20 protein-coding genes are annotated in these 23,830 nt (G+C 62.0%); 11 read left to right on the forward strand and 9 right to left on the reverse strand.

From position 1 onward, the window contains the following. Nucleotides 1-108: 108 nt before the first annotated feature. The 3 genes from AC3WOY_RS08050 to AC3WOY_RS08060 are packed head-to-tail and all read right to left on the reverse strand — an operon-like array spanning nucleotide 109 to nucleotide 3,612. Nucleotides 109-1,023 (reverse strand): ABC transporter permease, encoded by a 915-nt coding sequence (locus AC3WOY_RS08050; protein ID WP_492422518.1) that lies wholly within the window; start codon nucleotides 1,021-1,023, stop codon nucleotides 109-111. Then, the gene (locus AC3WOY_RS08055; protein ID WP_492422520.1) at nucleotides 1,023-2,087 is read right to left on the reverse strand and encodes an ABC transporter permease; all 1,065 of its coding nucleotides are present in this window, start codon (nucleotides 2,085-2,087) and stop codon (nucleotides 1,023-1,025) included. The genes AC3WOY_RS08050 and AC3WOY_RS08055 overlap by 1 nt, the downstream gene beginning before the upstream one ends. Then, the gene (locus AC3WOY_RS08060) at nucleotides 2,080-3,612 is read right to left on the reverse strand and encodes an ABC transporter ATP-binding protein (RefSeq protein ID WP_492422522.1); all 1,533 of its coding nucleotides are present in this window, start codon (nucleotides 3,610-3,612) and stop codon (nucleotides 2,080-2,082) included. Before AC3WOY_RS08060 ends, AC3WOY_RS08055 begins: the two co-directional genes overlap by 8 nt. A 473-nt stretch (nucleotides 3,613-4,085) precedes the next feature. On the opposite strand from AC3WOY_RS08060, the gene AC3WOY_RS08065 reads away from it, so the two are divergent. Together AC3WOY_RS08065 and AC3WOY_RS08070 are read left to right on the forward strand one after the other, a co-directional pair. Beyond that, complete coding sequence (locus tag AC3WOY_RS08065) at nucleotides 4,086-5,387, forward strand: NCS2 family permease (protein WP_492422524.1); 1,302 nt, start codon at nucleotides 4,086-4,088, stop codon at nucleotides 5,385-5,387. A gap of 297 nt (nucleotides 5,388-5,684) precedes the next feature. Next, entirely contained in the window at nucleotides 5,685-6,011 is a 327-nt protein-coding gene (locus AC3WOY_RS08070; protein WP_492422526.1) for a hypothetical protein, read from the forward strand. A gap of 49 nt (nucleotides 6,012-6,060) precedes the next feature. Here AC3WOY_RS08070 and AC3WOY_RS08075 read toward each other — a convergent pair whose 3' ends face one another. Next, the gene (locus AC3WOY_RS08075; RefSeq protein WP_492422528.1) at nucleotides 6,061-6,771 is read right to left on the reverse strand and encodes an SPW repeat domain-containing protein; all 711 of its coding nucleotides are present in this window, start codon (nucleotides 6,769-6,771) and stop codon (nucleotides 6,061-6,063) included. A 198-nt stretch (nucleotides 6,772-6,969) separates the two neighbouring features. On the opposite strand from AC3WOY_RS08075, the gene AC3WOY_RS08080 reads away from it, so the two are divergent. Both AC3WOY_RS08080 and AC3WOY_RS08085 read left to right on the forward strand, forming a co-directional pair. Continuing rightward, a complete protein-coding gene (locus AC3WOY_RS08080; protein WP_492422530.1) occupies nucleotides 6,970-7,362 on the forward strand; it encodes a toxin-antitoxin system TumE family protein in 393 nt (130 codons plus the stop codon). Nucleotides 7,363-7,364: 2 nt separating this feature from the next. Next, nucleotides 7,365-7,742, forward strand: a complete 378-nt coding sequence (locus AC3WOY_RS08085; protein ID WP_492422532.1) for an HVO_A0114 family putative DNA-binding protein — start codon at nucleotides 7,365-7,367, stop codon at nucleotides 7,740-7,742. 461 nt (nucleotides 7,743-8,203) lie between these two features. Here the strand turns inward: AC3WOY_RS08085 and AC3WOY_RS08090 are convergent, their stop codons facing one another. Beyond that, nucleotides 8,204-9,328, reverse strand: coding sequence for an aminotransferase class V-fold PLP-dependent enzyme (locus tag AC3WOY_RS08090; protein ID WP_492422534.1), 1,125 nt, complete (start codon nucleotides 9,326-9,328; stop codon nucleotides 8,204-8,206). Between the two features lie 232 nt (nucleotides 9,329-9,560). Here AC3WOY_RS08090 and AC3WOY_RS08095 point away from each other — a divergent pair, with 232 nt between their 5' ends. Beyond that, nucleotides 9,561-10,955 (forward strand): C13 family peptidase, encoded by a 1,395-nt coding sequence (locus AC3WOY_RS08095; RefSeq protein ID WP_492422536.1) that lies wholly within the window; start codon nucleotides 9,561-9,563, stop codon nucleotides 10,953-10,955. Here AC3WOY_RS08095 and uraH read toward each other — a convergent pair. After that, nucleotides 10,940-11,293 (reverse strand): hydroxyisourate hydrolase, encoded by a 354-nt coding sequence (gene uraH, locus AC3WOY_RS08100; RefSeq protein WP_492422538.1) that lies wholly within the window; start codon nucleotides 11,291-11,293, stop codon nucleotides 10,940-10,942. The two genes, AC3WOY_RS08095 and uraH, sit on opposite strands and share 16 nt — an antisense overlap. Before the next feature lie 303 nt (nucleotides 11,294-11,596). On the opposite strand from uraH, the gene xdhA reads away from it, so the two are divergent. The 5 genes from xdhA to AC3WOY_RS08125 all read left to right on the forward strand — a co-directional run bounded on the left by xdhA (nucleotide 11,597) and on the right by AC3WOY_RS08125 (nucleotide 19,268). Next, nucleotides 11,597-13,066, forward strand: a complete 1,470-nt coding sequence (gene xdhA / locus AC3WOY_RS08105; RefSeq protein WP_492422540.1) for a xanthine dehydrogenase small subunit — start codon at nucleotides 11,597-11,599, stop codon at nucleotides 13,064-13,066. A gap of 14 nt (nucleotides 13,067-13,080) precedes the next feature. Next, nucleotides 13,081-15,426: a xanthine dehydrogenase molybdopterin binding subunit gene (gene xdhB / locus AC3WOY_RS08110; RefSeq protein ID WP_492422542.1), complete on the forward strand. Its 2,346-nt coding sequence runs from the start codon at nucleotides 13,081-13,083 to the stop codon at nucleotides 15,424-15,426. 13 nt (nucleotides 15,427-15,439) lie between these two features. Continuing rightward, a complete protein-coding gene (gene xdhC, locus AC3WOY_RS08115) occupies nucleotides 15,440-16,522 on the forward strand; it encodes a xanthine dehydrogenase accessory protein XdhC (RefSeq protein ID WP_492422544.1) in 1,083 nt (360 codons plus the stop codon). A gap of 153 nt (nucleotides 16,523-16,675) precedes the next feature. Further along, complete coding sequence (gene guaD, locus AC3WOY_RS08120) at nucleotides 16,676-18,028, forward strand: guanine deaminase (RefSeq protein WP_492422546.1); 1,353 nt, start codon at nucleotides 16,676-16,678, stop codon at nucleotides 18,026-18,028. Between the two features lie 172 nt (nucleotides 18,029-18,200). Then, nucleotides 18,201-19,268, forward strand: a complete 1,068-nt coding sequence (locus AC3WOY_RS08125) for a porin (RefSeq protein WP_492422548.1) — start codon at nucleotides 18,201-18,203, stop codon at nucleotides 19,266-19,268. Nucleotides 19,269-19,400: 132 nt separating this feature from the next. On the opposite strand, the gene AC3WOY_RS08130 is transcribed toward AC3WOY_RS08125, so the two are convergent. From AC3WOY_RS08130 to AC3WOY_RS08140, 3 genes are read right to left on the reverse strand one after another with little or no spacing between them, the layout of a single operon-like run. Then, the gene (locus AC3WOY_RS08130; RefSeq protein ID WP_492422550.1) at nucleotides 19,401-19,874 is read right to left on the reverse strand and encodes a hypothetical protein; all 474 of its coding nucleotides are present in this window, start codon (nucleotides 19,872-19,874) and stop codon (nucleotides 19,401-19,403) included. Nucleotides 19,875-19,906: 32 nt separating this feature from the next. Further along, nucleotides 19,907-20,098, reverse strand: coding sequence for a DUF2269 family protein (locus AC3WOY_RS08135; protein WP_492429231.1), 192 nt, complete (start codon nucleotides 20,096-20,098; stop codon nucleotides 19,907-19,909). Beyond that, nucleotides 20,059-22,899, reverse strand: a complete 2,841-nt coding sequence (locus AC3WOY_RS08140) for a bifunctional diguanylate cyclase/phosphodiesterase (RefSeq protein WP_492422552.1) — start codon at nucleotides 22,897-22,899, stop codon at nucleotides 20,059-20,061. Before AC3WOY_RS08140 ends, AC3WOY_RS08135 begins: the two co-directional genes overlap by 40 nt. 201 nt (nucleotides 22,900-23,100) lie before the next feature. Between AC3WOY_RS08140 and AC3WOY_RS08145 the strand changes: the two genes are divergently transcribed. Next, complete coding sequence (locus tag AC3WOY_RS08145; protein ID WP_492422554.1) at nucleotides 23,101-23,817, forward strand: intradiol ring-cleavage dioxygenase; 717 nt, start codon at nucleotides 23,101-23,103, stop codon at nucleotides 23,815-23,817. Nucleotides 23,818-23,830 lie beyond the last annotated feature (13 nt).

Below are 23,830 nucleotides of genomic sequence, written 5' to 3' on the forward strand. Positions count from 1 at the left end.
AGCGGGATAGTCCGGACGACGGGCCACCGGTCGTCGAAGTCCACATCGTTTGACAGCAAACAAACCGGAGATTATCTCCAAATTCGCACGAACGCGCCTTTCCCGGAATCAATGCGGATGGAAATTTTTACCGAGCGAAGCCGGCATGTTCAGCTTGATCCAGTTTGCGTTGGTGGAAATCAGCACCAGCACCATGATGGTGGCAAGGTAAGGCAGCATCGACAGCCACTGCGATGCAATCGACACGCCCAATCCCTGCGCATGGAAGGTCATGATGGTCACGCCGCCGAACAGGTAGGCGCCGACCAGCACGCGCGCCGGGCGCCAGGTAGCGAAGGTGGTCAGCGCCAGCGCGATCCACCCGCGTCCGGCCACCATGCCCTCCACCCAAAGGGGCGTGTACACCAGCGACATGAAGGCGCCCGCCAGGCCGCAGCAGGCGCCGCCGAACAACAAGGCGGCCAGGCGGATCCTGCGCACATCGTAGCCGAGCGCATGGGCGGAGGAAGGCGATTCGCCCACCGCGCGCAGCACGAGGCCGGCGCGGCTGCGATAAAGGAACCAGATGATGCCGCCGCACAGCAGCAGCGACAGGTAGACCATCGGATGCTGGCGGAACAGCGCGATGCCGAGGACGGGAATGTCGCCGAGGAGGGGAATCGCGAACTTCGGATTTTCCAGGCTGTGGCCCACGTAGCTGATGCCGATGTAGGCCGATGCCCCACCGCCGAACAGCGACAGCGCCAGGCCGGTCGCATACTGGTTGGTGCCGAGCCAGACGGTCATCAGCGCGAAGAAGCCGGCCAGCAGCATGCCCGCGCAGGCGGCGGCGATGAAGCCGAGGGTCACGCTATCCGTATTGACGGCGGTGGCGAAGCCGACGATGGCGGCGACCAGCATCATGCCTTCGGCGCCGAGATTGACGACGCCGGACTTTTCATTGATGAGCAGGCCGAGCGCGGCCAGCATCAGCGGCGTGCCGGCATTGATCGATGCGGCGACCAGTGGCGCAAACGATTCCATTATTTTTTTCTCCAGCTCAATTTGTAGTGGATAAGCACATCGCAAGCCAGCAGCGAGAACAGCAGGATGCCCTGGAACACGCCGGTGATGGCGTTAGGCATGCCGAGCCGCGACTGCGAGAGCTCGCCGCCGATGTAGAACAGCGCCATGATGAAGCTCGAGAACACCACACCCACCGGATGCAGGCGTCCCACGTAGGCCACGATGATGGCCGCGAAGCCGTATCCCGGCGAAACCGACGGCGTGAGCTGGCCGATCGGCCCGAGCACTTCGGCGGTGCCGGCGATGCCGGCGAGCGCGCCGCACAGCAGCATCGAGGTCCACAATGCCTTGCGCGAGGAGAATCCCGCATAGCGCGCCGCCGCCGGCGCCATGCCGCCGACCTGAAGCCGATAGCCGGCGAAGCTGCGCGACAGGAACAGCCAGCCGAGCGCGGAAGCCAGCACGGCCATTGCGAAGCCGAAATGCAGGCGCGTGCCTTCGATGATGTTGGGCAGCAGGTAGCCATCGGACAGCATGCGCGACTGCGGGAAATTGAATCCTTCCGGATCGCGCAACGGGCCGTGCACCACGAGATTGAGCAACAGCTGCGCAACATAAACCAGCATCAGCGATACCAGGATTTCATTGGCATTGAACCGGTCGCGCAGGAAGGCCGTGATCGCCGCCCACGCCATGCCGCCCGCCATGCCCGCCAGCAGCACGAGCGCGATCATCATCGCCCCGCCGCCCTCGCCCTGGTCAAAGTACAGGCCCACCGCCCCGCCCGTCATCGCGCCGATGACCAGCTGGCCTTCGGCACCGATGTTGAACACGTTGGCGCGGAAGCAGATCGCCAGGCCGACCGCGATCAGCAGCAGCGGCGCGACCTTCACGCCGACCTCTGCCCAGCCTTGCAGATCCTTGACCGGTTCGATGAAGAATACCGAAAGGCCGGTCAGCGGATTCTTGCCCAGCGCAAGGAACAGCATCGCGCCGCAGGCTACCGTCAACAGCACGGCGAACACCGGCGACAGCCACGACATCAATACGGACGGGCTGGGCCGCTTTTCCATCTTAAGCATTGGCCACCTCCTGGCGCGCCGGTTGATTCTCGTCCCACAAGCCGCTCATCCACTGGCCGATCATGTCGACCGTCGCCTGCGAACGCTTGATCGAGGGAGACAGTTTTCCCTTGGCGATCACCACGAGGCGGTCCGAAATTTCGAACAGTTCATCGAGCTCTTCCGACACGACCAGCAGCGCGCAGCCGGCATCGCGCAGGGCGACCAGTTCGGCGCGGATCTGCGCGGCGGCGCCCACGTCCACGCCCCAGGTCGGCTGGGCGACGATGAGCACCTTGGGATCGCGCATGACTTCGCGGCCGACGATGTATTTCTGGAGATTGCCGCCGGAGAGGCTGCCGGCGGTCGCGTGCGGCCCCGGCGCCTTCACCTTGAAACGGTTGATGATGGCGGCAGCGAGATCATGGATCGCACCAAACCGGATCAGGCCGGAACGGACCGTTGACGTATTCTGGTGCGAGAGCAGGATGTTGTGCGCCAGCGAGAGGTCGGGCACGGCGCCGCGGCCGAGCCGCTCTTCCGGCACGAAGCCGAGGCCGCGCTTGCGGCGGCGCGCGGCATTCATGCGGCCGACCGGTTCGCCGTTGAGCAGGATGGCATCCGGCCTTGCGCGCGGATCTTCGCCGGAGAGCGCGGCGAGCAGTTCCTGCTGGCCGTTGCCGGAGACGCCGGCGACGCCGACGATTTCACCGGCGTGCAAATCGAGGTTGATGTCCGCCAGCTCGGTGCCGAAGGGATGGTTTTTGGGCAGCGACAGGTCGCGCAGCGAGAGCAGCTTTTCTCCCGGCAGGCGGTCGACCGCCTTGATGGCCGGGGGCTCGGCGCCGATCATCATGCGCGACAGGCTGGCCGCGGTTTCCTGCGTCGGATCGCAGATGCCGGTCACCTTCCCCGCACGCATGACGGTGCACTTATGGCACAGCGCACGGATCTCGTCGAGCTTGTGGCTGATGTAAAGGATGCTGCATCCCTCTTTCGCCAGCAGGCGCAGCGTATCGAAGAGCTTTTCCACCGCCTGCGGCGTCAGCACCGACGTCGGCTCGTCGAGGATCAGCAATTGCGGCTTGGCCAGCAGCGCGCGCACGATCTCGACGCGCTGGCATTCGCCGACCGACAGCGTGTGGACATGGCGCTCGGGTTCCAGCGGCAGGCCGTACTGGTGCGAAATTTCGCGGATGCGCATGCTCAGCGCATGCAGGTCGGTGTCCTTGGGCAGGCCGAGCGCGATGTTTTCGGTCACGGTCAGTGTGTCGAACAGCGAGAAGTGCTGGAATACCATCGCGATGCCGAGCTTGCGCGCCTCGGCGGGATTGGCGATGTTGACTTCGCGGCCGTTCCAGAATACCTGGCCGGCATCCGGCTTGACCGCGCCGTAGATGATTTTCATCAGGGTCGACTTGCCGGCGCCGTTCTCGCCGAGGATCGAATGGATCTCCCCCGGTAGAACGTTCAGGTCGATGCCGTCATTGGCGACCACGGACGGGTACTTCTTCGTGATCCGGCTCAGGGTTAGGCGGGTGTCCATGTCTCACTCTTCAGGGAGCTGCTACTGCAAAAACGTCGAAGGCGTAATGGTAGTGGCTCTGTTGTGGATTTATTCTGGTTCTTGTCGAAAATTACAGGAAATAATCCACACCACTATACCTTTGTCTGTATGAGCAATATAGATGCCAGGATATAGGGTTGTCAGCGAGCGTCTGTAGTGACGTTTTTGAAAGGAAACTGTCGCCATCGGATACGCAGTCAGCGCGCGGTTCATGCCCCCCATATTCTCCCCGCCATATGCCGCCTATTCAACACCACGTATCCACAGCACATTTTTCTATAGGACAGTACAGCCCACGAAGACCCCGCAAGTACGGTGGCGGCAGCGCAAGCCATGAAAATGCGTTCTAATAGCCGTCGCCGTTCCCAAACAACACGTTGAGGAGAGACACGTTGAGCACCTTGGAGAACAGGCAGAGACAAGCCGAAACAGTAATAAAAGGAGAAGAAAGAATGGGTTTCTTGGAGAGGTTCTTCAAGCTCAAGCAACAGGGAACGGATGTGCGGACAGAGCTGCTGGCCGGTGTGACCACCTTCCTGACGATGGCCTACATCATTTTCGTGAACCCCTCCATCCTCGGCGACGCCGGCATGCCCAAGGATGCCGTATTCGTCGCCACCTGCGTCGCGGCGGCGATCGGCACGCTGATCATGGGCCTGTATGCAAACTATCCGATCGCGCTGGCGCCTGGCATGGGCCTGAACGCCTATTTCGCCTATACCGTGGTCATCGGCATGGGATACACATGGCAGGCGGCGCTGGGCGCGGTCTGCATCTCGGGCATGCTGTTCCTGACCATCAGCGTGCTGCGCATCCGGGAGATGATCGTCAACGGCATCCCGCGCTCGATACGCATCGCCATCACGGCGGGTATCGGCCTCTTCCTCGGCATCATCGCGCTGAAGAACGCCGGCATCATCGCCGCCAACCCGGCCACCTACATCACCCTTGGCAACCTGCATGCGACGCCGGCGGTGCTCGCCATCATCGGCTTCTTCATGATCGTCGCGCTGGACCGGCTGAACGTGAAAGGCGCGATCCTGATCGGCATTGTCGCCGTCACGATCCTGAGCTTCATTTTCGGCGGCAACAAGTTCAACGGCATCGTTTCCGCGCCGCCATCCATCGACCCGACGCTGTTCAAGCTCGACCTCTCCGCCGCGCTGTCCATCGGCATCCTGAATGTCGTGCTGGTGTTCTTCCTGGTCGAGCTGTTCGACGCCACCGGCACGCTGATGGGTGTCGCCACCCGCGCCGGACTGCTGAAGACCGGCAAGATGGAACGCCTGAACAAGGCGCTGATCGCCGACAGCACTGCAATCGTCGGCGGCGCCTTCCTCGGCACCTCCAGCACCACGGCCTACATCGAGAGCGCGGCGGGTGTGCAGGCCGGCGGCCGCACGGGCCTGACGGCCGTTGCCGTCGCGTTACTGTTCCTCGCCTGCCTGTTCATTTCCCCGCTGGCCGGCGCTGTGCCCGCCTATGCGACAGCGCCCGCGCTGTTCTATGTCGCCTGCCTGATGCTGCGCGACTTGGCGGAAGTGGACTGGGAAGACTCCACGGAAAGCGTGCCGGCCGTCATCACGGCGCTGATGATGCCGTTCACCTTCTCCATCGCCAACGGCGTGGCGTTCGGCTTCATCTCGTTTGCCGGGCTGAAGCTGTTCACCGGTCGGGCGAAGGACGTGCCGTGGATCGTCTGGGTCATCGCGGCAATTTTTGTGTTCCGCTACATCTACCTCGGCGCCGAGTAAAGCCGACGCGGAAATAGGACGCTTCGCGCACATGACAAGAAACAAAGCCACCGAATGGTGGCTTTGTTTTTTCCGCAGTGATCTACGCATGTTTCATGAGAAGCAATGCTCTTGCTAAACATGTAAGCCAACGTAAAAAAATTCGCCGGCGCGTCGCGTGCCAACCATAGTGAATAGGGGAGAATTTCTGGTTCAAGGTTACCTCAAGCTGTTGCTCGCCTACGGATTACCGAGCCTTCAGTCAAGAATTCAAAGCAGGTTTCTTTGGCCCGGTAAATACCTTAAAGACACTTGTTTATGAAACCGGTCACGACTTTTCCGGCTGTATTTTTCTCCACTGCCATCTCTATTACGATCGCATCACCATTCTCTTTCGCACAGCAGTCAGGGCCAGTCATTGTCGACATCAAAGCCATTGCAGCGGAAATTGCCAGGAACGCGAAGGTTGAGGCCAGCGAGATTCCGCTGACGGTCCGTGCACCGGTTGATGTTGCAGCGAAAGTATGTGGCGTTTCACCGGATGTTTTGAGGGCACAAAGCGAACAACATGGTGTGAGTTGTGCGGCAACCAGGACATCACCTGCGTTGGAACGAATTGTACAGATTCGGCGTCAGCAACAATAAGCACCGCAGCTTCTACGTTGCGCGGCCCGAGACTTGAGTGCTTTCACGATCAAGCATGCGCATGCCGGTGTCCGAAAATCAGGTGTGGCGTGACCCGGGCAATCCTGTCCCACTTGCCAAAGTGCGAGGTGATACGCCCAACAGGCATAGCCAGCCAGATCAGTGCCACGCCCAAGAAAACCGATGCGGCAGCGGCCATACCCGAGTGTTCGCCAATCACCCATGGCGCAGCGATCAGCCACGCGCCAAAACCGATATTCGCAAAACGCAACGGGCGGGCGACCTCCCCCAACGCCATGATGGAAAACGTGATGACCAGCGAACCGACAATATGGTCGCTGTCCGCCGCTGCCCCGGCCGTGTCGAACAGCAGCCTGGTGCACATCAACGCCACTCCGATCAAGCTGCTGACGACCAGTGTCCAGGGCACACTGACGCCGCAGAACAGCATTTCACGCAAAACCGCACCGGGTGCAGCCTCGAAATTGTCCGAGTAATCCGCACTGCCTCCGGACATTGTGTCGCCGTGCAGCATCAGGTACCACAATGACCGGCCCTGCTGCCGCCGCTTTTTCAGGAACTGCAGGGTCGCCAGAATCTCGTCGAACGAATAAGGAATTTGCAGCAGCATGGCCAGCGCACCAATCAAGCATAGTGTGCACCATGTGCCGATGACGATCGGCTGGATGATGATGAAGAAAATACTGACTGCGCCGAGTGGCACGATGAGGATGCCGAACAGCAGTACCAGCCAAGGCATGGCATGCTGCAAAGAAATTAGCATGAGTTTGACGGCGTCGGCTTCTTACTTGGGGACGCATAGGGGGAAATCGTCGAATAAATGGGCATGCACTCTTTTTCTGCCGAGAAAGGCTGATGTGATCAAGGGTCTTTTTGCAACGCCAACGTGCATTAAGCCACATTTTTCACTATACTATCCTGACGGGATAAGATAATTATGGATATACCAGAATACTCACTTGAATTACTTCTTGCCTATGACGGTAGGAAACATTTTCTCGAAAGTGGATATTTCCTGAAATTTGAGGTTCGAAGGGTAGAGAAAACAAAACAGGTGCCACATGGAATTGCATATTCTTTAACGCTGCATGAGCCGAATGGAGACAGAATCCTGGGCTTTGATAATGCACATCCGGTCGCACATACCGGCAGTAAATTTGTGAAGCGGCCTGACGAATCTGATCATTGGCATCGAACTGCGAACGACGAGGGACGTCCGTATACATTTGAGTCAGTAGAAAAGCTTATAAGTGACTATTTCACTGAGGTTGAGCGGACGCTTGGGGAGCTTGGAATCCCGTTTGACATTGTTAATGACGAAGAGGATTAAAAATGAAAGCGAAAATCCAATCGATGAAAAGCTTAAAGGCTGAAATGCTGGCGGTGGCTCGGGGTGAGCAAAAAGCACCGGCTGATGCTGGCTTGGTTTCTTACGAATCCGCTGATGCGATTCTTCGTCTTTTGACGCCAGAAAATCGAAAGCTACTGGCTTTAATTAAAGAACGGAAGCCAGAATCTGTTGCAGCTCTTGCTCATTTGGCCCATAGAGCAGAACCCAACGTAAGTAGAACGCTTAATAAATTTGTCGCATGTGGCTTCGTGAAACTACGCGAAGGGCAGGGGAAAGCCAAAGTGCCAGAAGTGGTTGTACATCATGTAACAGTTGATATTGATGTCTTTACGCAGGCAGATCGAATAGCGATTGCTTAAACGAGTATTACTTTAGCTTTTTTACGAGATATTCTGCGCGAAGGTGTGTGTATCGCTTCAGCATCTCCAAGGTTTTGTGGCCAGCTCACCTCGTCGCATCGACGTTTCGACAGCTAGAGTAATTACAGCCCGAAGTTCCACAGATTCACTAGCCGCTAAGATTTTCTCGATCTCTGCCGGTGTCACACGCGTACCTGATGCGAAAGTTGCGACTCGGTCGACATTCGGCGCGACGGCGCTCGCGCAAGCAAAGAACCCGGTTTTGAATGACAGCTGAAGAGCGGATTTCCAAACAACAGGAAATGGCCGAAAGCCATCGTCGCCTGGATGAGATTTTTTATTGAGCGTGTCCCGCTGCAAAAGCGTTTGCAGCGGGACTTCAGCGGATGAACCCGGACCTTTTTCAACAAGGTAACCGAGCTGTCGAGGATGCACCGGACTTTATTGGTGCATTTTGGAAATCAGAGCGTTTCCAGCGCCTTCGCAAAGTTCGACACGGTGCGCTCGATATTGTGCAGCTTGTCGAGGCCGAACAGGCCGACGCGGAAGGTCTTGAAATCCGCCGGCTCGTCGCACTGCAGCGGCACGCCGGCCGCGATCTGGATGCCGGCCTGAGCGAACTTCTTGCCCGACTTCACATCGTCATCGCCGGTGTAGCTGACGATCACGCCCGGCGCCTTGAAGCCTTCGGCGGCCACGCTCTTGATGCCCTTGCTTTCGAGCAGGGCACGGACGCGCTTGCCGAGCTCCTGCTGCTCCACCTTGACTTTGTCGAAGCCGTACTCGTCCGTTTCCTTCATCACCTTGCGCAGCACGGCGAGGCCGTCGGTCGGCATGGTCGCGTGGTAGGCGAAGGAGCCGCCTTCGTAGGCTTCCATGATCTGCATCCACTTCTTCAGGTCGCAGGCGAAACTGCTGCTGGTGGTGGCCTCGATGCGTTCGCGGGCGAGCTGGCTGAGCATCACCAGGCCGCAGCAGGGCGACGCGCTCCAGCCTTTCTGCGGCGCACTGACCAGGACATCGATACCGACTGCCTGCATGTCAACCCAGATCGCCCCGGAAGCGATGCAATCCAGCACGAACATGCCGCCGACCGCGTGCACGGCCTCGGCGACCTTGCGCAGGTAATCGTCGGGAAGGATCATGCCGGAGGCGGTTTCGACGTGCGGCGCGAACACGAGGTCGGGCCTGGTTTCGCGGATGGTGGCAATGACTTCCTCGATCGGCGCCGGTGCGTAGGCCGCCTGGTTGCCCTGTTCCACCGGCCGCGCCTTGAGCACGGTGCAGGAGGATGGAATATTGCCCATCTCCAGGATCTGGGACCAGCGGAAGCTGAACCAGCCGTTGCGGATCACCAGGCATTTCTTGCCGGTCGCAAACTGGCGGCAGACGGCTTCCATGCCGAAGGTGCCGCTGCCGGGAACGACGATGGCGGTCTTTGCGCCATACACTTTCTTGAGCGTGGCGGATACATCGCGCATGACGCCCTGGAACTGCTGGGACATGTGATTGATTGCACGATCGGTGTAGACGACCGAATATTCAAGAAGTCCGTCGGGATCGACGTGGGGTAACAAACCTGGCACTCGCGCCTCCATCGTTGTAAGTTTCGGTCGGTTTGCACTTGCCGCGTGGTAAGCGGATGCAAACTTGCTGCTGTTCAGGCGATTCTACTGGAGCCAGCAGAAAAGGACAGAACCGATATTGAACCAGAAAGTGCCCTCGTGCACGAAGATGGCGCAATCCTGCGGTGCAGCATTACACTTGTCCGACACGAAAACCGTCAATCGGCTGACACGCCGCAGAGGAAGCAGAAGGATGATCGAACACCAGGAAGCAAAGGCATTGCCGGACAAGAGGCTTTCAGGATGGCTGGGCGAAGGGGCGCGCACCGCACTCTTCCTGCCGGCCAGGTGGGAGGGGCTGGCGCCTTCGCCCGCACTGGTCGCGCTGCTGGTGCTCTGCAGCATCCTGCTGAACCTCGCATTCGAACGCCTGTACCTGCCCGGCCCGGCGGTATTCGAATGGCGGGCGCTTGCCAGTGGCTGGGTGCCAACGCTGGTCGCTGTCTGGACCTGCTACCTGATGCGCTGCCCCTCCCGCACCGCCGCGCACCTGTTCAGCATGGTGCTGGCGCAATCGGTGTTCATTTCGCTGCTGGTCGGGGCGACATATGCCGGACTGATCCGGGCGAACGTGCACAACGAACGCGCACTGGGCTCGGCGGGAATGTGGGCGCTGTGGCTCGGACCGGCGGTGTGGTCCATCCTTGCGCAGGTCACCCTGCTGTCCCGTGACGGTATCCATCGCTCCGGCCGGCTGCTGCTGGCCGCCGTGAGCCTCGTCGCCGCGTCCGCCATGCATTACGCGGCACAACCGTCCGGTTTCTGGACGCCCGGCGATGACGACCTGCAGGAGCAGCGGCGGCAGCTGAGCCTGACGCAGGAATTGATGGAAGCGCAGCCGCAGCTGCTCGCGCAACGGCTCAGGGAAATCCCGAAGCAGCGCTCTGGTTCGATCGACGTGTATGCCATCACCTTCGCCCCGTTTTCGGACGAGGATGTGTTCCTGCGCGAGAGCGCGATGGTAGCGGACGTCATGACGCGCCGCTTTGGTGCGCGGAGCCTGCAACTGGTCAACCATGTGCAGACCCTCCAGCAATGGCCATGGGCGACGCCGCGCAACCTGCAGCGGACGATCCAGCGCGTGGCGGAAGTGATGGACCGCAACGAGGACATCCTCTTCCTGCACCTGACCTCGCATGGTGCAAAGGATGGGCAACTGGCGGCGGAATTCTGGCCGATGACGGTCACGCCGGTGCGTCCCGCCGACCTGAAAGCCTGGCTGGACCAGGCTGGAATCCGGTACCGGGTCATTTCGATTTCGGCCTGCTATTCGGGAAGCTGGATTCCGGCGCTGGCAGGCGATTCGACGCTGGTGATGACGGCTGCCGATGCGGACCATACTTCCTACGGCTGCGGGAAGGGCTCGGAACTGACCTTCTTCGGACGGGCGATGTTCGATGAGCTGTTGCGCAACGACACGCTGTCATTTGAAACGGCGCATGCCGCCGCGCGCGACGTCATCAGGAAGCGGGAAGAGGAAGCGGGCAAGGATGACGGCTATTCGAATCCGCAGATCAGCATGGGGCCGGCGATCCGGCCCCGTCTTGCCCGCCTGGAAGAGCAGCAGAAAGCTCAGCTGCCACGATAGGTCGAATACGACCAGGGAGAAACGACCAGCGGCACGTGGTAGTTCTGCGACGCGTCGGCAATGCCGAAGGCGATGATCACGCGGTCGACGAAGCGCGGCTCGGGGAGCGTGACGCCCTGCGCGGCGAAATAGTCGCCTGCGCCGAACACCAGCTCATACTGGCCGGCGCGCATCGTCTCGCCCTGCAGCAGCGGCGCATCGCAGCGACCGTCGGCATTGGTCACCGTGCTGCACAAGAGCGTCCTTTGCGTGGCCTCCACGGCGTACAGTTCGACCAGCACCCCGGCGCCCGGCTTGCCCTGCGTGACATCCAGCACATGCGTGCTCAGCTTTCCCATTGCTTTCTCCTGTGGAATAGATTGAGGGAATGATATATCGGGGGAAGATGCGGTTTATGGCATGCGCCGTATATTACCCATGCCGGCAGGCGGATATCGCCTCATATATCCCGGCACATATACCCACTATTTCATCCATCGACTTCCGCGTTCGCACGCATCTTGCATGATGACTCTTTGACAGTCATGCATCCGTCCCGATATTTCCCGTATTGCACGTCGAGGATACCCTGCATCATGTTCCGGATATAGCCAGACAATTGACCGATGCTAATCTAGCGCCACAACAAAGGTGGAGAGAGCATGACACAAGCCATTCGTTACATTTATCGCGGTGAAGTTCAGACGGTCTCGGATGCGTCTCCGACCCGCACCATCCTGCAGCAGGTGCGCGAGGAACATCGCTGCACCGGCACCAAGGAAGGGTGCGCCGAAGGGGATTGCGGCGCCTGCACCGTGGTCATCGGCGAACTGAAAGGCAATACGGTCGAACTGAAGGCCGTCAATTCCTGCATCCAGTTCGTGCCCACCCTCGACGGCAAGGCGCTCTTCACCGTGGAAGACCTGAAGCAGCCCGACGGCGCGCTGCACCCGGTGCAGCAGGCGATGGTCGAGTGCCATGGCTCGCAGTGCGGCTTCTGCACGCCGGGTTTCGTGATGTCCCTGTGGGGCCTGTACCTGAAGCAGGAAGGCAAGCCCTGCCATCCCGAGCGCAAGGAAATCGACGACACTCTCTCCGGCAACCTGTGCCGCTGCACCGGCTACCGCCCGATCATCGATGCCGCGCACCGCATGCTCGACCTGCCCAAGGTGAAATTCGACCGCGACACCTTGAAGGGTGCGCTGCAGGCCATCCAGCGCCAGGACATGCTGACCTACCACTTCGAAGGCCAGTCCTTCCATATCCCGCGCACGCTCGACCAGCTGGTGCAGATCCGCGCCGAGAAGCCTGCCGCGACCATCCTCTCCGGTTCGACCGACGTCGGCCTGTGGGTCACCAAGCAGATGCGCAACCTGGGCGACATCATCTACATCAACGAAGTGGCCGAACTGCAGCGCGTCACGGAAGCGGACGGCAAGCTGGAGATCGGCGCCGCCGTCACGCTCAACGATGCCTACGCGGCAGCCTGCAAGCACTACCCGCAGGAACTGTCCGAACTGTGGCAGCGTTTCGCGTCCCTGCCGGTACGCAACGCCGGCACGCTCGGCGGCAATGTGGCCAACGGCTCGCCCATCGGTGACTCCGCGCCCTGGCTGATCGCCCTTGGCAGCGAGATCGTCCTGCGCGGCAAGGACGGGCAGCGTGTGATGCCGCTGGAAGCGTTCTACCTCGACTACCAGAAGAAGGACCTGCGCCCGGACGAATTCGTCGAAGCGGTTCGCGTGCCGCTGCCGCAACCCGGCCTGCGCTTCCGCACCTACAAGCTGTCGAAGCGTTTCGACCAGGACATCTCCGCCGTCTGCGCCGCCTTTGCGATCACGCTCGACGGCAAGACCGTGCGCGATGCACGTATCGCCTTCGGCGGCATGGCGGCGACCTCGCGCCGCGCACCGAAGGCGGAAGCCGCGCTCAACGGCCGCGAATGGAATGAAGCCGCACTGAACGATGCGATCCACGCGCTGGCGGAAGACTACACGCCGCTCACCGACATGCGTGCCTCCAGCAACTACCGCATGAAATCCGCCCAGAACCTGCTGCGCCGCTTCTGGCTGGAAACCCGTCCCGATGCCCCGCTGCCCGCCGACGCGGTCAACGCATTTGCCTGCGCATGAGGGGTGACACGATCATGAACAAGACGACCGAATCCTTCCTGAAACAAAAAACCGGCGACTGGGCAGAAGTCGGCGTGCCGCGTCCGCACGAGTCCGCCTTCCTGCATGTCCTTGGCGAGGCCAGGTATGTCGACGACATACCGGAACTGCAAGGCACGCTGCATGCCGCACTCGGCCTGTCGCAGAAGGCGCATGCCCGCGTCAAGGGCATCGACCTTGCCGACGTAAAGGCGTCGCGCGGCGTGGTCGCCGTCTATACGGCGCAGGACATTCCCGGGACCAATGACTGCGGCCCGATCATCCACGATGATCCGATCCTGGCTGATGGCCTGGTGGAATATGTCGGCCAGCCGATCTTCCTGGTCATCGCCGATACCCACGACAATGCACGCCGCGCCGCGCGGCTGGCGAAGGTGGACTATGAGGAACTGCCCGCGATCCTGACGCCGCAGGCAGCGAAGGAGGCACAGTCCTTCGTGCTCCCGCCGATGCGCCTGCGGCGCGGCGATTTCCGGAAAGCCTTCGAGCAGTCTCCGCACCGCGTCAAGGGCGAGCTGTATGTCGGCGGCCAGGAGCAGTTCTACCTCGAAGGCCAGATTTCCTACGCAGTGCCGAAGGAAGACCGCGGCATGCATGTCTATTGCTCCACCCAGCATCCGTCGGAGATGCAGCACGTGGTCGCACATGCGCTCGGGCTGCATTCGCATCATGTGGTGGTGGAATGCCGGCGCATGGGCGGCGGCTTCGGCGGCAAGGAATCGCAGTCCGCGCTGTGGGCCGCTGCTGCATCGATTGCGGCGGCGAAGCTGGACCGTCCGGTGAAGCTGCGCGCCGACCGCGACGACGACATGATGGTGACCGGCAAGCGCCACGACTTCCACTATGCATACGAAGTCGGCTACGACAACGATGGCCGCATCACCGCGGCGAAAGTGGAGATGGTGTCGCGCGCCGGCTACTCGGCCGACCTGTCCGGCCCGGTCGCGACGCGTGCTGTCTGCCACTTCGACAATACCTATTACCTGTCCGACGTGGACATCCTCGCGCTGTGCGGCAAGACCAACACGCAGTCGAACACCGCCTTCCGCGGTTTCGGCGGCCCGCAGGGCGCGATCGCCATCGAATACATCATCGACGAAATCGCCCGCACGCTCGGCAAGGATGCGCTTGACGTGCGCAAGATCAACTTCTACGGCCGCAATGACGAAGAAGGCCGCAACGTCACGCAATACGGCCAGAAGGTGGTCGACAACGTGATCCACGAACTCATCGCTGAACTGGAAGCCGACAGCGAATATCGCCAGCGCCGCGACGCCGTGCGCGCCTTCAATGCGTCGAGCCCGGTGCTGAAGAAAGGCATCGCGCTCACGCCGCTCAAGTTCGGCATCGCCTTCAACCTCACCCACCTGAACCAGGCAGGTGCGCTCGTGCATGTGTACGTAGACGGATCGGTGCTCGTCAACCATGGCGGCACGGAGATGGGACAGGGTGTCAACACCAAGGTGGCGCAGGTTGTCGCACATGAGCTCGGGCTGGACCTGTCGCATGTGCGCGTGTCGGCAACCGATACCAGCAAGGTGGCGAACACGTCGGCAACCGCCGCATCGACCGGCGCCGACCTGAACGGCAAGGCCGCGCAGGATGCCGCCCGCCAGATCCGCGAGCGGCTGACCGCCTTTGCCGCGCAGGCGTGGAAGGCCGATCCGGCAAGCATCCGGTTTGCCGACAACCATATTCATATCGACGGCACGCCGCAGCCCTTCCAGGAAGTGGTGCGCAAGGCCTACAACGCCCGCGTGCAGCTGTGGTCGGACGGCTTCTACGCCACGCCGGGCCTGCACTGGGATGCGGCGACGATGACAGGCAATCCTTTCTTCTACTTCGCCTACGGCGCGGCGGTGTCGGAAGTAGTGGTCGACACCCTGACCGGGGAATGGAAACTGTTGCGTGCCGACGCGCTGTACGACGCCGGCAATTCGCTCAACCCGGCCATCGACATCGGCCAGGTGGAAGGCGGGTTCATCCAGGGCATGGGCTGGCTCACGACCGAGGAACTATGGTGGAACAAAGCGGGCAAGCTGATGACGCATGCGCCGTCCACCTACAAGATCCCGGGCATCTCCGACTGTCCGCGCGACTTCCGCGTGAAGCTGTACAAGAACCGCAATGTCTCCGACAGCATCCACCGCTCCAAGGCGGTGGGCGAACCGCCGCTGCTGCTGCCTTTCTCGGTGTTCTTCGCGATCCGCGACGCAGTGGCCAGCGTCGGCGATTACAAGGTGAATCCGCCGCTGAATGCACCTGCGACCAGTGAGGCAATCCTCAATGCGGTGGACGCGGTGCGTGCCGCTGCCCGCTGACGGAAAGCTGAACATGATGAACTGGCTCGCCGCAATCCATACCGTCACCGTTCGCGCAGAACCGGCGGTGCTGGTCACGGTCGCGTCCGTGGAGGGTTCGGGCCCGCGTGAACCGGGGGCGAAGATGCTTGTCACGCGCGATGCACAGGTCGACACCATCGGCGGCGGACATCTCGAAATGCGCGCCTGCGACCTCGCGCGCGACATGCTGTCCATGTCCTCCGCCCTGCCCGCTTCCGAACGTCGCCTCGCACGGTTCGCACTCGGCCCCAGCCTCGGCCAGTGCTGCGGCGGCGTCGTGCACCTTGCGTTCGAGCGTATCGAAGGGGGGATGCACGGCTACTACGATTTACTCAGTGAACGCTGGCGGCAGCGGCAAGATGGCTGGCGCGTGGTGGCGCTCGATGCCGCCGTTGCACCTGTCCTGATTGACACGGATGGCCAAACCCTGCAAGGATCGCTCCCCCCGTCGCTGCCCGACATTGACCGGGAGCGCGGCTGCCATGTGATGAAGGACGCCGATGGCTGCAACTGGCTGGTCGATCCCTGCCTGGCCTACCGCTCGCATCTCGTGCTGTTCGGCGCCGGCCATGTCGGCGCCGCCATCGTGCGCGCGCTGGCTGACCTGCCCTGCCATGTGACCTGGGTGGACGAACGCGAGGACCTTTTTCCAGCGGACTTGCCCGCCAACGTGAAGATCGAGGCAACCGACACGCCGGAAGCGGTGGTCGACGAGGTGGCGGCCGGCGCCAGCTATCTGGTGATGACGCACAGCCATGCGCTCGACCAGCAGCTGTGCGAGGCGATCCTGCGGCGCGCTGATCGGGGCTGGTTCGGGCTGATCGGGTCGAAGACCAAGCGCATGCAATTCGAGCATCGGCTGCGCGACCGGGGCATCGACGCCGCGGCGCTCGCGACGATGACCTGCCCGGTCGGCGTTCCCGGCATCGGCGGCAAGGCGCCGGCGGTGATTGCGGCGTCGGTGTGCGCGCAGTTGCTGCAGGTGTGGGAGAAGGAAGAAAGCAGCATTCATGCACAAACACCGACGCTTGCGCATTCCAACCAAGTGCCCCCCTTCTCCCGCAGGCGGGGCTGAAGTGGGGCGCGGAGCGAGGGTTGGGGATCAGGGGGATTGCAAGGGCGCTTAAGGCCTTGACAAACTCCCTCACCCCCGGCCCCTCCCCGCCTGCGAAAGAGGGGAGATTGGTGAGCGCATCAGAATCTACGATAGAAAGCAAGAAAGCATTACATGACCCTGAACCCCGCAACACCCCGCTGCCAGGCCTACCGCGCCAGCGTCCTGCATTTCACCGCCGACCCCGCCTTCGATGACAACGCTTATGCATGGCATGAGGACGGCCTGCTGGTCGTCGAGGACGGCCGCGTGAAGGCGGCCGGCGACTACGCGCAACTGCACAAGGCCCTGCCGCCGGAGACCACGGTACACGACTACCGCGGCAAGCTGATCGTGCCCGGTTTCATCGACACGCACATCCATTACCCGCAGACCGACATGATCGCGTCGCCGGCGCCCGGCCTGCTGCCGTGGCTGGAAACCTACACCTTCCCCACCGAGCGCAAGTTCGACGATCCCGAGCATGCGCACGAGGTCGCGCGCTTCTTCATCGATGAACTCCTGCGTTGCGGCACGACGACCGCGATGGTCTACTGCACGGTGCATCCGACTTCGGTGAACGCCTTTTTCGGCGAAAGCCACAATCGCAACTTGCGCATGGTGGCCGGCAAGATCCTGATGGACCGCAATTGCCCGGAATTCCTGCGCGATACCGCAGAAGGCGGCGTGCGCCAGAGCGAGGAACTGATCAACACCTGGCACAATCACGGCCGCCAGCTCTATGCGATCACGCCGCGCTTCGCACCGACTTCGACCGAGGCGCAGCTGCAACTGGCAGGCGAACTCGCGCGCGCCTACCCCGATACCTTCCTGCAGACGCATGTGGCCGAGAACACGGATGAAGTGGCGTGGGTGAAGTCGCTGTTCCCCGACTCGCGCAGTTACCTCGACGTGTACGACAAATACGGCATGATGCGCCCGCGCGCCATGTACGCGCACTGCATCTGGCTGGACGACCACGACCGCGCCCGCATGCGCGAAACGCAGTCGGCCGCATCGATCTGCCCGACCTCCAACCTCTTCCTCGGCAGCGGCCTGTTCGACTTCAAGCGCGCGGACGAGGCGCAGGTGCCGATGTCCCTTGCCACCGATGTGGGCGGAGGCACTTCCTTCTCGATGCTGCAGACGATGAACGAGGTGTACAAGATCGCCCGCATGGGCGGCACCTACCTGCCGGCGCTGCGCATGTTCTACATGGCCACGCTCGGCGGCGCGCGCAGCATGCAGCTCGAAGGAACGATCGGCAATTTTGCAACAGGCGTCGAGGCGGACTTTGTTGTATTGGATCCACAGGCGACGCCGTTGCTCGCGCGCCGCACGTCGCGCACCGAAAGCCTCGAAGAACTGCTGTTTGCACTGGCCCTGCTGGGTGACGACCGGGCCGTCGCCGCGACTTACAGCGCGGGTAAACGGGTACATGCAAGGGATGAAGCAAGTGCTGAAAAAAGCGGCACGCCAGTGTGCTGATTTGACAAAAAAGAAAGCTTGACTTCGATCAAGTTCTCCAATTTCCATTACGCAACTGCCAGAAGGAAAAGTAGAATGGCTGCCGACTTGAAATCGGGAGCTGCGGCGGATGCGTGAATGATTCCGTCCGGGGAGGCCCGGCTTCTTTAACTGCATCGCAACAGGAGACGTCATGCAACAAACAAGCCTGAAACTGAAACAACTCGCGCTGGCAGCAGCATTGTGCGCCGCCACCGCAGCACCTGCCATGGCACAGACCAATGTGACCGTGATGGGCCTGGTGGACGCCTATGCCGGCTCCATGCGCAATGCCGGCGACGCCAGCGCGCGCAAGGTCGTCAACAGCGGCGGGCTGACGACTTCCTGGATCGGTTTCAAGGGCACCGAAGACCTCGGCGGCGGCCTGAAGGCAAACTTCCTGCTGACCAGCTTCTTCCAGGCCGACACCGGCGTGCAAGGCCGCTTCCCCGGCGACACGATGTGGTCGCGCGATGCGACCGTCGGCCTGTCCGGCGGCTTCGGTGCGATCTCCTTCGGCCGTGAACTGGCGCCGCACTTCCTGCCGACCATCCTGTTCAACCCGTTCGGCGATTCCTATACCTTCGCCCCGCTGATCCTGCACGCGGACGTGCCGCTGTTCAACGCATCCGGCTGGTCCAACTCGGTTGCCGGCGACACCGGCTGGAGCAATTCGATCCGCTACACGACGCCCGACTTCGGCGGCCTGAAGGCCAACCTGCACTACCAGCTCGGCGAGCAGGCAGGCAACAACGGCGTGAACAACATCGGCGCCAACGCGCTGTACTTCAACGGCCCGCTCGCGCTGACCGCGTTCTACCACACCGTGGAAGTGAACAACCCGCTGCATACCGCCGGCTCTTCCGTCGGCTTCGGCGCCGCGCGCCAGAAGGCATGGATGCTGGGCGGCACCTACGACCTGAAGGCAGCGAAGCTGTTCGCGACCTACGGCCAGACCTCGCACAACGTCGACCTCGACGACAAGACCCTGTCGCTGGGCGCAACGGTGCCGATGGGCGCGGGCAAGATCCTCGCTTCCTGGGCCCAGACCAAGCGTGAAGGCGTGGTCATCGGCGCCGACCAGAAGCGCACCACGACTGCCGTCGGTTACGACTACGACCTGTCCAAGCGTACCGACCTGTATGCGATCTACATGAACGACCGCATCACCAACCGGAACAGCGGCAACAGCTTCGGCGTCGGTATCCGTCACCGTTTCTAACTGATTCAGGCAAGGGCGACAGCCCTCGCCTGGTGCAGGGCCGGCCACAAGCCCGCCCTGCAGGCTTGATCGATTGACCTCGATTGAACCCTCGAACCCGGCAGACCGCCGGGTTTTCTTTTTCCGGTTTGCTCAGGCGGGCTTGTCCTCGTCGGGGACAAAGAAGCGCAGCGAATCGATGATCGGCACGAAGTAGTCGTGCGACACCTGATAATCGGCGCATGCATAGTCGTGGAACGATGCCTTCACCACGATAGGCGGGGCGGCGAGGATCTTGCCGATGGCCCGATAGCACTTTTCCGCCGCCAGGCAATCGGTAATCGCCACGCAGGCCGGGCCATTGGCGCGGTTCACCTGGTTGATGATCTGCCACGCATAGCCATCCATCGCGTCCAGCGCCCGCAAGTCGGCCGCCTTGAACGAGCCGGCAACCTCTTCCGCCGTGCGCCGGTCATCGCTTGCCAGGCTCCAGGTGGCGATGTACAGGCCCTTGGTGCCGTCCTTGCATTCGAAGTACAGGGACTTTCCGTCGGCCGTCTTGCGCTCCTCCCAGTCGCCCGGGAGGTTCATCTGCCAGATGTCGGTGCGTATCGTGTAGAAGTTCATTGAGCCATTCTAGGTTGCCTTGTTGCAAGAGTCTAGGACGGTTTCTCGACCATCAGATAGAACACCATCACAAAGGCAAGGAAGGCCGGCACGCCCAGCGCCACCCATGGCCGGTCCTGGTCCATGCGTCTTTCGGCGCGGCGCTGGTGTTGCAGGGCTGGCGGCGTCGCGGCGACGGCGACAGCTATCCGCGCGGCGCCCAGAGTCGCTTCACACGCGCCCAGCCAGCGTCATCCGGATTCGCCCCGAATTTCTCGTGACACCAGTCCGCGAACTCGGCCGCCGGCAATGGCCGGCTGAACCAGTATCCCTGTGCCTGGTTGCAGCCATGCGCTTCAAGGTAATGCAAGGTGTCTTCCGACTCGATGCCTTCTCCATGCACCTCCAGCCGCAAGCTGCGGCCGAGCCCGATGATGGCTTCCGTCACCGTCCTGCTCGCCTGGTCGCGCTCGATGCGGCGCACGAACGACTGGTCCACCTTGAGCTTGTCGAGCGGCAGGCTGGTCAGGCTGCTCAGGCTGGAATAACCGGTCCCGAAGTCGTCGAGCGCAACCTTCACGCCCAGCGACTTGATGCGCGTGAGGATCTCGACCGCGTCGTCGATGTTGTCCATCACCGCGCTCTCCGTCACTTCGATCTCGAGACAGGAAGGATCCATCCCCGTATCGGCGATGATGCCGCCGAGTTTCTCGGCGAAGGCGCGCTGGCGGAACTGCAGCGGCGACACATTGATGGCGATCACGATCTTCAATCCTTCGCAGCGCCATGCGGCATGCTGCCGGCAGGCCTCGGCCGCCACCCACTCGCCCAGTTCCCCGATCAATCCGGCCGATTCGGCAATCGGGATGAACCTGTCCGGCCCGACCTCTTCGCCGGCATTGTCGGCCAGCCGGACCAGTGCTTCGGCGCCGATCAGCCGCCCGCTCCGGATGTCGATCACCGGCTGGTAGACCAGTTGCAGGCCGTCCTGCCTGATGGCTTTCCTGAGCCGGAGCTCCAGCTGCAAGGCCTCGTCGGCGCGCTGGTCGAGTTCGTGGGTGTAGAACTGGTAATTGGCCCGGCCGAGCTGCTTCGCCTGGTACATCGCGAGGTCGGCGTTGTGCATCAGCGTGCTGACGTCGGTTGCATGTTCCGGGAAATAGCTGATGCCGATGGACGGCGAGATCGACAGTTCGAGCGTATCGATCAGGAAGGGCTGGCTGATGCTTTCGACCACGTGCCGCGCCACCGCGCCGGCGCGATACCGGCTGGCGTCGAGGTGCGCGAGGACAATGACGAACTCATCGCCGCCAAGTCGTCCGACCAGGTCTTCGTTCCTCGTGCATTGCGACAGACGCCGGCCGACTTCCAGCAGCACGCGGTCGCCGGTCTCGTGCCCGTACAGGTCATTGATGGGCTTGAAGCGGTCGAGGTCGATGAACAGCAGCGCCCCCTGCCCGTGGCCCCGCTGTGCGGCGGCGAGCATGCGCTCGCAGAAGTCCATCACCAGGGCGCGGTTGGGCAATCCCGTCAATGCGTCGTGCAGGGCGGCGGCGCGCAGCTTCTCCTCGGACTCGCGCAGCAGGTCGGCGGCCCGCTTGCGTTCGGTAATGTCCTGCATCATGCCGCGCAGCGCAACCACATCGCCGTGTTCATTCAATACGGCCTCGCCTTTGGCGTTGACCCAGATGAGATCGCCGCTTGCGTGGATGACCTGTATCTCCAGGTCGTACCCCTTTCCGTGGCACATGGCTTCCTGCAGCGCCGCATCGAGGCGGTCCCAGGATTCCGGCGGCAGTATGGTGCCGCGCATGCCGGAAAAATCGGGCACGTCGCGCCCGTACACCTCGCGCAATGAATCGGAGATGCTGACCTTTCCTGTGACGAGGTCCCAGTGCCAGGTGCCGAACTGGGCCAGCCGATGAGCCTCCGCCAGTTCGTCGTCGCGCTCCTGCAGCAGGCGGGCTGCGCGGCCGATGGCGGTGGCCACTTCCGCTGCCTCCTTGAGATGCACGTCCGGCACCGGCATCGCCATGCCTGCGCCCAGGGCAGTGGCGGGCGCCGTCAGCGCCTGTACCGAACGCGCAATGCGTCCTCCCACGATACGGGCCATGACCAGGCAGATACCGAACAGGACGGCCACCCCCAGCGCCAGCATCGACAAGGTCCGTGCCAGTTCGGCCTGGATATGCGCGCGCGGAATGCCGATCGACACCCTCCAGTTCGTCACCGGCGAGCGGCTGAAGAATGATCTGAGTTCCGCTTTCTCCAGCGTCGTGACGTCGACGGAGCCCTCGGAAGATTCGGCCATCGCGCGCAGCAGCCGCGGATTGGCCTTGCGACCGACGTACATGTCGGGGGTGTGGGTACGACCGGCGATCGTTCCCACGCTGTCGAACACGCCGGCTATCCAGTTGGGCGGCAGGTTTTGCGCTTTCAGCAATGCATCGAAATGCGATGGGAGGATACCGATGCCGAGCGCATAGACCACCTCGTCATTCAGCACGATGGGCACATCGACGCTGATCACGGGTTGCTTGAGGACGGGATCCATGAAGACATCGGAAATGGTCGGCTTTCCGCTAAAGAAGACGCCGCGCACCTGTTCCGGCGCCGGCAGGGGCGTCAACGGCCTGGTGTAATCCACAGCGGTGTTGATGAGTTGCCTGCCGTATTCATCCCGCAGCACAAGGTTGGAACTGAGTCCGGAGAGCGCCAGGGTTTCGCGCGCGACTTGATGAAACCGCGAAAAGTCGCCCCCGAGAAGCGCGTCGGAGCGGGACAGCGCCTGGGCAATGGCCTGCACGCGCAGGAGGTGGTTGTCCACCGCCTGCACCAGGGCGCGGGAGGTCTGGATCGTATCCTTTTGCTGCTGGGCACGGCTGGCATGGTACTCGTAAACGAAGAGTACAACGGCGCCGATGACGCCCGGCAACAGGCAGGCCAGCACGAGCCAGCTCAGGAAGGTCCGGACCGAACGGTGGGATACGGGAGTCGCAGGCGTTGTGACCGGCTTGTCGCCGGTTGCATCGGGGTAAGAATTCAAGAGTGCCGGCCTTCAAGCTTTCCGGTTCGACCCTGCCATCTCGCAAAGATTCCTGCGCTGGCACAAGATAAAAAATCCGCGTCGCAAACTTCAGGTTGTCATGCCTGGGGGAAGTTAGACGTGCCCCAAACCGGTTCCTCCCGCGCGATGTACACTGGGATCAGCAAACCGATGTCCCGATCCGCTGAAAGGACGTTGCCCATGGGTGAACATGCTCCACAACCGGAAACCGGCGTCAGCCGCCGGGAAGCCTTGCTGATGCTTGGCGCCACGCTGCTTGCCGGGCCCGCCCGCGCGCAGCCCGCGGCCCCAATGCCCTTGTGTGTCGTGACACCGGAACAGACCGAAGGCCCCTATTTTTCCGACTTCATGCTGAACCGCAGCGATATTCGCAGCGATCCGACGGACGGCACGATGAGGAGCGGCATTCCGCTCGCACTGACACTGCGCGTGCATGCCGTCGAAGGCAGCCGATGCGCGCCCCTGCCCGGCGCCATTGTCGACGTCTGGCACTGCGATGCGGCCGGCACCTACTCCGATGCGATGGATGGAAGCTTCGATACGCGCGGCAAGAAATTCCTGCGTGGCTACCAGGTGACCGATGCCGGCGGGACGACGCGCTTTACGACCATCTATCCCGGCTCCTATCCGGGCAGGGCGGTGCACGTGCACTTCAAGGTAAGAATGAAGGCGCGCTCGGGGCGCGATGCGGAGTTCACTTCCCAGCTGTATTTCCCGGACAGCATCAACGATCGCGTGCTCGCGTCCGCCCCGTATGCGAGGCCGGGCCGGCTGGTGCTGAGAAACGAGAACGACGGCCTTTTTCGTCGCGGAGGACGGTTCCTGATGGCCGAGGTTGCGGACGCGCCAGGCGGGGGATTCAACGCCCGGTTCGACATCGGCGTCACACTGGTTTGATCGATGCCCGGCG

It is taken from the genome of Noviherbaspirillum sp. FW303-A3 (assembly GCF_058788695.1).